Below are 7841 nucleotides of genomic sequence, written 5' to 3'. Positions count from 1 at the left end.
AGTCCAGTCCCGCGTACGGGCCGTTGTACCCGCCCCAGCTGTCCACGGCGCCCCAGGTCGCCTTGCCCACCGACCCGTCGTCATCGAGGCCGAACCACCGCTGGAGTTTCCTGGTGGCGGCTTGGATCTGGTCCTGCCGAAAGACATGCGAACTCTTGGAGGCGTCGGACAGGAGCCGTGCAGGGCCCCGCCGGAGCGGGGCCCTGCGGAGTGTTGCGGTGCAGCTGCCGACTACCAGTTGGTGGGCAGGTAGTTGTAGCAGTAGGCGGACTTGGTCCCCTGGTGCCATTCGTCGTTGGGCATGTTGGAACCGGTGTAGTACGGGTCGCCGTGCGACATGATCGCGTTGCCGGTCTTCGGACCGACGACGCCGTCCTGCGGCAGTCCCATCTCGCCCTGGAACTCCTTGATGGCCGCCTTGGTGGCAGGCCCGAACTTGGAGTCCTCACCGGTCGTCGGGGCGTCGGAGCCGGACGTGACGAGCCAGTAGTTGATGTTGTGCTGGACGCACCACACCGCGGCGCCGCTGTTCGGGTAGCCGGAGCCGATGTAGGAGGCGCCCGTGCTGGCGCCGGCCGAGGTGGCGACGCCCATCAGCGCGGCGCCGGCCATGACGGCGGCCATGCCGCCCTTGACGATCGTGGACTTGAAGCTCATCAGGATTCCCCCGTGCGTGAGTTGTGAGTGTGCGGGCATCGCACATCTCCTTGGCCGAGCAGTGGAGCAGTGGAGCAGTGGAGCAGTGGAGAACGGACCGTGCGGCAGGTTTCTCACCGCGTGAGCCACTCCGGTGACTTCCTTCACCCACTCTGGACGGCTCGCCTATCCGGACCCTGCCCCCTCGCTCTTCGTCCGCTACTCACGGACCGCACACGTCGGACGGCCTCCGAGAGGGCGTCCGATCCAGGCTGCCGATCGCCAGGGGATTTCGACGGCCACCCGGATCGAACGAAAGTCGACCGCTCAACAGCCGTCATCGGTCGCTGAATTGACGCATTCCATCACTCCGGATTCGAGTCCGGTCTTCTCCGGTCCGGCCGGAACCAAGCGGGCGTCGAGCGGGCTCAGAGGGGAGATCGACCGGATCGTCGCCACCGTCCACGCGCCGCTGCTCGCCGACTTCCGGCTGATCGACACACCCGGGTTCAACTCGGTGTACGGCCACGACGCCGCCGCCTCGCTGAACCTGCTCACCAGCGCCGAGTGCGACCGGGCCGACGCCATCGGCAACCAGGAGCTGACCGGCATCGGCCAGGAGGTCGCCCAGCGGTTCGTCGGCAACGGCGGCTCCGGCCTCACGCCCATGAAGGCGCTCGGGGTCATGCCGAGGATCAACGAGATCTGGCCCTCCCTGGTCCAGGAGAACTTCCGTGACCCGTCGGCCGGCCGCTGCGGATCGGGCGCCGCATCTCCAAGGGCACCTACGGGGAGTGCGCCGTCGGCAAGGTCGCCGACGTCCGGCTCTTCACCGAGGCGCTCACCCCCGGCGGGGTCGCCTCACTCGGCCGGAACCGCCCGGTTCCGACCCGGCTGGGCCGAGGCCCGGTCCCCGCACGCGGCGGCCCCTCGGAGATCCGGGCAGGTCCCGGATCTCCGAGGGGCCGCCGCCCCGGTGCCGGCTCCCGCTCCTGGAGTCGTGACGGAACCGTCCCGCCGGACACATTCCCGGGGTGACGTGGGATCAGTTCCCCAGCGACGACAGGGCCGCGGCCACCCGTTCCGTCGCCTCCGGCGGGGTGGAGGCGTGCGGGGAGAAGCGGAGCGAGTCGGCGCGCACCGTCGGGGTGACGCCCTCGGCGTGCAGGGCCTTCGCGACGACGGCCGGATCGTGGTCCGGCACGGTGAAGGACAGGATGCCCGCGCGGCGTGCCGGGTCGGTGGGGGAGAGGACGCGGCCGCCGTGTGCGGTGACGGTCTCGGTGAGTTCGGTGATCCGCTCGGCGACGGCGGTCTCGATCGCGGCGACCGTGTGCCGCTCCACGAGGTCCAGCGCGGACGCGAACGCGGCTGCCGTCACCGGGCTGAGATGGGTGACCGACCACCGCTGCGCGCCCGCGGCGGGCGGGTGCTCGGCGCCGTCGAACAGGCCCACGTCCTCGATGCCCGTCCAGCCGGTGAGGACCGGTTCCAGCGACTCCAGCGCGCGGTCGGACAGCGTCGCGAAGCCGGTCGCCCAGCCCGCGCGCAGCCACTTCTGACCGCCCGCCACCACCACGTCGGCCGCGTCCCAGTCCATCGCGGCCACGCCGAACGCCTGGATGGCGTCCACGATCAGCAGCCGGTCCGGTCCGATCGCCTCGCGCAGCGCCGCCAGATCGGCACGGAATCCGGTGCGGAAGTCCACGGCGCTGACGGACAGGGCGACGACGTCGTCGGTCAGGGCGGCACGGACCAGGCCGGGAGTGACCCCGCCGCCGGGCTCCGGGTCGAGCCAGCGCGGCGTGGCCCGGCCCAGGCCGGCGGCGCGGCGCCATGGATAGTGGTTGGCCGGGAAGTCGGTGCGCGGCGCGAGGACCACGCCCTCCCGGATGCCGAGGGCGGCGTGGAACAGGCCGGTGGAGGCGTTGGGAAGCAGCACGGTGTGCCGGCTGTCGGTGCCCGCGAGACGGGCGGCCGTGTCCCGCGCGAGGGACTCCGCGCGCATCAGCCCGTCCACGGTGGTGTGATCGGCGCGGGCGGACTCCTCCAGGGCCCGGGCTGTGGCGGCCACGGCGTCCCGCGACGGCGGTCCGAACCGCGCGAAGTCGAGGTACCCGGCGGGCGTGTCGAAGTGGGCTGCGTACGACGTGAGCACGGGGCTCGTCCTTCCGGGGCGGTACGGGGCGGTGGGGGTCGGGCGGGGCGGCTGTGGGGGCAGGCCCGCCGGGTGAGCGGGCGGTGCGGGGGAGCGGCGGACCGCTTTCCGCCGTCCCGGGCGCGTCCTGCCCGCCTGCACGGTACGCGGCGCGCCCCGCGCGAACCTGCTCGGGGTGCCGGACCGGAGTGTCGGCCCGCACGGGGAAACGGGACGGCCGGACACTCCTCCAGGGGTGTCCGGCCGTCCCGTCCGCCGAAGCCGAAGCCGGTGTCGAAGCCGGTGTCGAAGCCGATGTCGACGCGGCCCGTGAAGAAGCCGGGTCTCAGTGTCCGGCGGACTCCTCGGGACGCGCGTGGCGCGGCAGGAGGAACGCGAGCAGGAACGTCAGGGCCAGCATGCCGTCGACGATCCAGAGCAACGTCTGCATGACGGAGCCGAAACCGCTCCGGAAGGCGGACGACGCGGTGTCCTGCAGCACGGCCGGCACCCGGGCGCCGGCCTCGGGTGAGGTCACGGCGGAGCGGGTCTCCTTCTCCAGGCGGGCGCAGGACGCCGGGGTCACGGCGGGATCCTTGGCCGTGGCGCGGTCCGAGGCGCAGGTGCGCAGGTCCGCCACGATGCGGTCCTGTGCCTCGGGCGCGACGTGTGCGGCGGCCAGCTGTTCCCGCAGGTGGTCCGAACGGTGGTCGACGGCGGTGGCGATCCCACCGCCCAGCAGGCCGAAGAACACCGTGCCGAGGATGGCCACGCCGAAGGCGCCGCCGAGCTGCTGCATCGCGGTCATCGTGCCGGAGGCCGAACCCGTCTCGTGCTGCTCGACGCTGGCGAGCACGATGTCGAAGAACGGCGCCATGAGCAGGCCCATGCCGATGCCCGTGACGAGCAGGGACGGCAGGAGCTGCCAGGGGCCGACGCCGCTGCCGACCATGTCCAGGGTCAGCCACACGCCGAACACGCCGAGCGCCATGACCAGAGTGCCGCCCTGGAGCACGGTCCGTCCGAACCTGGCGACGCCCTGGGCGATGCCGAAGCCGACGATCATGCCGCCCGACCAGGGCACCATCACCAGGCCCGCCTTGAGCGGCGAGTAGCCGAGGCCGATCTGGGTGTAGAGGTTGAAGACGAGCATGAAGCCCTGCATGGTCGAGAAGAAGACCAGGCCGAGGATCATGCCGCCGCTGAAGCCGCGCTTGCGGAAGAGGCTCGGGACGACCAGCGGGTCCTGGCCGGCCCTGCTGCGGCGCGACTCGTACAGGGCGAAGGCGACGAAGACGGCGACGGAGGCGCCCATCATCAGGAACGTCCACACGGGCCAGTCGTACTCGCGGCCCTGGACCAGCGGGAAGATGATGAGCAGCGCGGCCAGGGAGACCAGGATCATGCCGGGGATGTCCAGGCGCGGCTTGCTCTCGGACCGGCCCCTCGGCAGGTAGCGCACGGCACCGAGGATCGCCGCGGCACCCAGCGGCAGGTTGATGAGGAAGATCATGCGCCAGCCGGTGCCGAAGTAGTCGGCGTCCACCAGCCAGCCCGCCAGGATCGGCCCGCACACCGCGGACAGACCCATGACCGGGCCGAACATGCCGAAGGCCTTCTGCGACTCCTTCGGCGGGAACATCTCCTTGATCATGCCGAGGCCCTGCGGCAGCATCACCGCGCCGAACAGCCCCTGCACGACCCGCGCGCCGATCAGCATCCCGGGGGACACGGACACCGCGCACAGCAGCGAGCCCAGGGTGAAGCCGGCGGCTCCGACCAGGAACATCGTGCGGCGCCCGTGTATGTCCCCGAGCCGTCCTCCGGTGACGAGCCCGACGGCCATCGAGAGGGTGTAGGCGGCGGCGAGCCACTGCAGGGTGGAGGCGCCGCCGCCGAGGTCGGCCCGCATGGAGGGGCCGGCGATGTTCGTGACGACGGCGTCGAGGAGGTCCATCACCTCGGCCGCGAGGATCACGAACAACGCAGCCCAGCGCCACCGGTAGGGCGCTGGTGAGTCGATGGGCGTCTCGGCGGACGCGACACCGGTGGTGGACATCGGGAACTCCTCGTGAAGAGGCCGCGCCGGGGTACGACCGGGGCGCGGTGGGACGGATGGGTGCGACTAGCCCGGCTTGCCGTCACGGAGGAAGGAACAGAGGAGCAGAAGCCGGAGAACGCTGTTCACTTTAGCGGAACACTGCTCAGCAAGAGAACGGCGTTCATCAAGATATAGCGCAACTCGGCGACGGAGACAAGATATATCGCGTCAGGTCCGAGTGAACGCCGCTCTCCCGGAGAGAACACTGATCTCCACGCGCCTACACTGTGCTCATGAGCGACGCGGCCGCCGGCACTCCCGAATCACCCCCGCCGTCCCCCTGGGAGCGCGAGCGTCCCGTCCGCGCCCGCGTCGCCCCGGCGCGCGAGCCGCTGTCGCGCGAGCGCATCGTCGAGGCGGCCTTCGTCGTGCTGGACCGGTCCGGTCTCGACAAGCTGTCGATGCGTCAGGTGGCGGCGGAACTGGAGGTCGCGGTCTCCGCGCTCTACGCCTACGTCCGCTCCAAGGACGACCTCCTGGAACTGATGTACACCCGGCTCTTCGCCGACTTCACGCTGCCCGAACCCGACCCGGAGCGGTGGCGGGAGCAGGTGCTGGACTACGCGCGCTCCTGGCGGTGGCTCCTGCTGTCCCATCGCGACATGGCCAGGATCTCCATGGCGCACGTCCCCTTCACCGCCGAACTGCTGCCGTACGTGGAGGCGTTGCTCGCCATCTTCCGCACCGCCGGGCTGCCCGACCGCATCGCCGCCGAGGCCGGTGACCTCATCTCCACCTACATCGACGGTTTCGTCCTGGAGGAGGGCATGTGGCAGGACCGGGCCGCCGAGCAGGCCGGGAGCGGCTCCCTGGCCCGCCCCGACTGGCGGGAGATGGCCGACGAGATGCAGAACTACTTCGCGTCCCTGCCCGAAGAGGACTTCCCCCATCTGCGGGCCCTGTCGGGATCGATGGTGACGGAGTCCTCCGACGAGCGGTTCGACATCGGTCTGGAGATCATCCTGCGGGGCCTCGCGAGCTATCTCCCGGACCGCGAGGCCTGAGCCCGGGGCGGGCCGCCGTGGACCTGCCCCGCCGCCTTCGGCTCAGTTGTTCCAGCTCTCGTCGTACGGATCGTGCGGCTCCGGGACCGGCTTCGCCGTGCTGACCTCGAGGTAGGGGATGACGCCGCCGTTGACCGGGTCCTTCGCGCGCCTGGCGGTGTAGCGGCCGGTGACCTCGAGCCAGGTGTCGGGCCGCAGGACGGGCGGGACCCGCCCGGACAGGCCGATCTTGACCGGCTGGGCGTCGGCGGCACAGCAGTTGAGGGCCATGCGGACGAGATAGGGAGCACCGGCACTGTCGAGCGCGACGAAGCCGGTGATCCTGACCCGCCGGCCGCCGAGGGAACGGCCGTGGTCGTACGCGGCCCTGCCCGCGTAGTCGACCAGGCCCAGGGGGACCGGATCGCCGGCGGGCAGCTCGGCGTAGCCGAAGGGTGCCTGAAGCGCCGTACCGGTGCGCATCGCGCTGTAGGAGCCCAGAGCCGGCGGGGCGACCAGGATGAGCGCGAGCAGCGGGAGGACGAGGAGCCACGAGACGCGCGGCTCACGATGCCCGTGCCCATGTCCGTCCGCGGGTCCGGGCCCGTGCGCCGGCTCGTGTGCGCCCGGGTCCGTGGCCGTCTCCGTGCTCACGGGCCCGTGCCCGTGCTCGTCGCCGGACCGGCCGGCGGAGGCCTTCCGGTGCTCGCGCATCTCGTACCAGGCCGTGGCGAGGGCCGTGACGATCAGCACCGCGCCGGCCGCGAGCAGCAGGGGCCGCAACCCGGCCTTGACGTACCGCAGATAGAGGTCCGTGACGCTCGCGTGCAGCACCGCGGCGCCGACGAGGAAGAGCACGGCCGCCTGTGCCTGCCGGTTCACAGGAGCACCGCCCCGGTCAGTACGGACACGAGGACCGCGAGGACGAACGTGGCGGGCGCGAACCGTGCCGCGAAGCCGCGGCCGAACGTGCCGACCTGCATGGCGAAGAGTTTCAGGTCGATCATCGGGCCGACGACGAGGAACGCCAGCCGGGCGGTGAGGGAGAACTGGGTCAGCGAGGCGACCACGAACGCGTCGGCCTCGGAGCAGATCGACAGCAGTACGGCGAGGACCGCGAGGGCCAGGACGGACACCACCGGATTCCCGGCCGCGGCGTGCAGCCAGCTCGCGGGTACGACCGCCTTGAGCGTGGCCGCCGCCATCGCGCCGAGCACGAGGAACCCGCCCGCGTGCATCACGTCGTGCCGCACCGACCCCCAGAACGCCGCGCCCTTGCCGAGGCCGTCGTGCGCGGGGCGGTCCGGCGGGCGCAGCCAGTCGGTGCGGCCGAGGCGCTGCCACAGCCAGCCCATCGCGCAGGCCACGAGGAGACTGGCCGCGAAGCGGGCGAGGACCATCTCCGGGTTCCGGGGGAAGGCGACGGCGGTCGCGGTCAGCACGATGGGGTTGATCGCCGGGGCGGACAGCAGGAACGCGAGGGCGGCGGCCGGGGTGACGCCGCGGCGCACCAGCGCCCCGGCGACCGGTACGGAGGCGCACTCGCAGCCGGGCAGGACCGCCCCGGCCATCCCGGCGACCGGCACCGCGAGCGCCGGCCGCTTCGGCAGCGCGCGGGCGAAGAACGCCGGCGGGACGAACACCGCGATGACCGCGGACAGCAGGACGCCGAGCACGAGGAAGGGCAGGGCCTGGACCACCACCGCGACGAACACGGTCATCCAGCTCTGCATCACCGGCGCGGACAGTGCCCCGCGGATCGGCCCCTGTGACGCGATGACCAGCAGGAGGAGCATGGTCAGGGCGAGCGGGGAGTCGAAGTTCCAGCCCCGCCGGCCCCGGCGGTCGTCCTCGTCCCGCCGCCGGACCGGCGGCGGGGCTTCCTTGGTGACGGTCACGCTCGAGGTACCTCCGGTCGGGGAAGGGCGTGGCTGCGGATGCCCCTTCGCCCTGGATACGCCGGTCCGGCCACGGCTTCTCACCG

7 protein-coding genes are annotated in these 7841 nt (G+C 71.9%); 1 reads left to right on the top strand and 6 read right to left on the bottom strand.

Translation table 11 applies throughout. From position 1 onward, the window contains the following. Positions 1-231: 231 nt before the first annotated feature. The 4 genes from CW362_RS34390 to CW362_RS34375 form a co-directional block, all read right to left on the bottom strand. The gene (locus tag CW362_RS34390; RefSeq protein ID WP_103553533.1) at positions 232-696 is read right to left on the bottom strand and encodes a peptidoglycan-binding domain-containing protein; all 465 of its coding nucleotides are present in this window, start codon (positions 694-696) and stop codon (positions 232-234) included. 267 nt (positions 697-963) lie between these two features. After that, positions 964-1323, bottom strand: coding sequence for a hypothetical protein (locus tag CW362_RS34385; RefSeq protein WP_162684322.1), 360 nt, complete (start codon positions 1321-1323; stop codon positions 964-966). Between the two features lie 358 nt (positions 1324-1681). Next, positions 1682-2794 (bottom strand): aminotransferase class V-fold PLP-dependent enzyme, encoded by a 1113-nt coding sequence (locus CW362_RS34380; protein ID WP_103553531.1) that lies wholly within the window; start codon positions 2792-2794, stop codon positions 1682-1684. 325 nt (positions 2795-3119) lie between these two features. Continuing rightward, entirely contained in the window at positions 3120-4832 is a 1713-nt protein-coding gene (locus tag CW362_RS34375; protein WP_103553530.1) for an MFS transporter, read from the bottom strand. Positions 4833-5107: 275 nt separating this feature from the next. Here CW362_RS34375 and CW362_RS34370 point away from each other — a divergent pair, with 275 nt between their 5' ends. Next, positions 5108-5878 carry a TetR/AcrR family transcriptional regulator gene (locus CW362_RS34370; protein WP_103553535.1) on the top strand — a complete coding sequence of 257 codons (771 nt, stop codon included), beginning with the start codon at positions 5108-5110 and terminating at the stop codon, positions 5876-5878. Between the two features lie 42 nt (positions 5879-5920). On the opposite strand, the gene CW362_RS34365 is transcribed toward CW362_RS34370, so the two are convergent. Then, the gene (locus CW362_RS34365) at positions 5921-6739 is read right to left on the bottom strand and encodes a TIGR03943 family putative permease subunit (protein WP_103553529.1); all 819 of its coding nucleotides are present in this window, start codon (positions 6737-6739) and stop codon (positions 5921-5923) included. After that, positions 6736-7755 (bottom strand): permease, encoded by a 1020-nt coding sequence (locus CW362_RS34360; RefSeq protein ID WP_103553528.1) that lies wholly within the window; start codon positions 7753-7755, stop codon positions 6736-6738. Before CW362_RS34360 ends, CW362_RS34365 begins: the two co-directional genes overlap by 4 nt. Positions 7756-7841: the final 86 nt, after the last annotated feature.

It is taken from the genome of Streptomyces populi (assembly GCF_002911015.1).
In the GTDB taxonomy this organism is placed as follows: domain Bacteria; phylum Actinomycetota; class Actinomycetes; order Streptomycetales; family Streptomycetaceae; genus Streptomyces; species Streptomyces populi.
Note: the sequence above shows the minus strand (reverse complement) of the source record. Positions and strands in the feature narration are given on the sequence as shown.

Coding starts and splice junctions, on each gene's coding strand:
- CW362_RS34390 (WP_103553533.1), bottom strand. CDS start 696: ATGCCCGCACACTCACAACTCACGCACGGGGGAATCCTGATGAGCTTC.
- CW362_RS34385 (WP_162684322.1), bottom strand. CDS start 1,323: ATGACCCCGAGCGCCTTCATGGGCGTGAGGCCGGAGCCGCCGTTGCCG.
- CW362_RS34375 (WP_103553530.1), bottom strand. CDS start 4,832: ATGTCCACCACCGGTGTCGCGTCCGCCGAGACGCCCATCGACTCACCA.
- CW362_RS34370 (WP_103553535.1), top strand. CDS start 5,108: ATGAGCGACGCGGCCGCCGGCACTCCCGAATCACCCCCGCCGTCCCCC.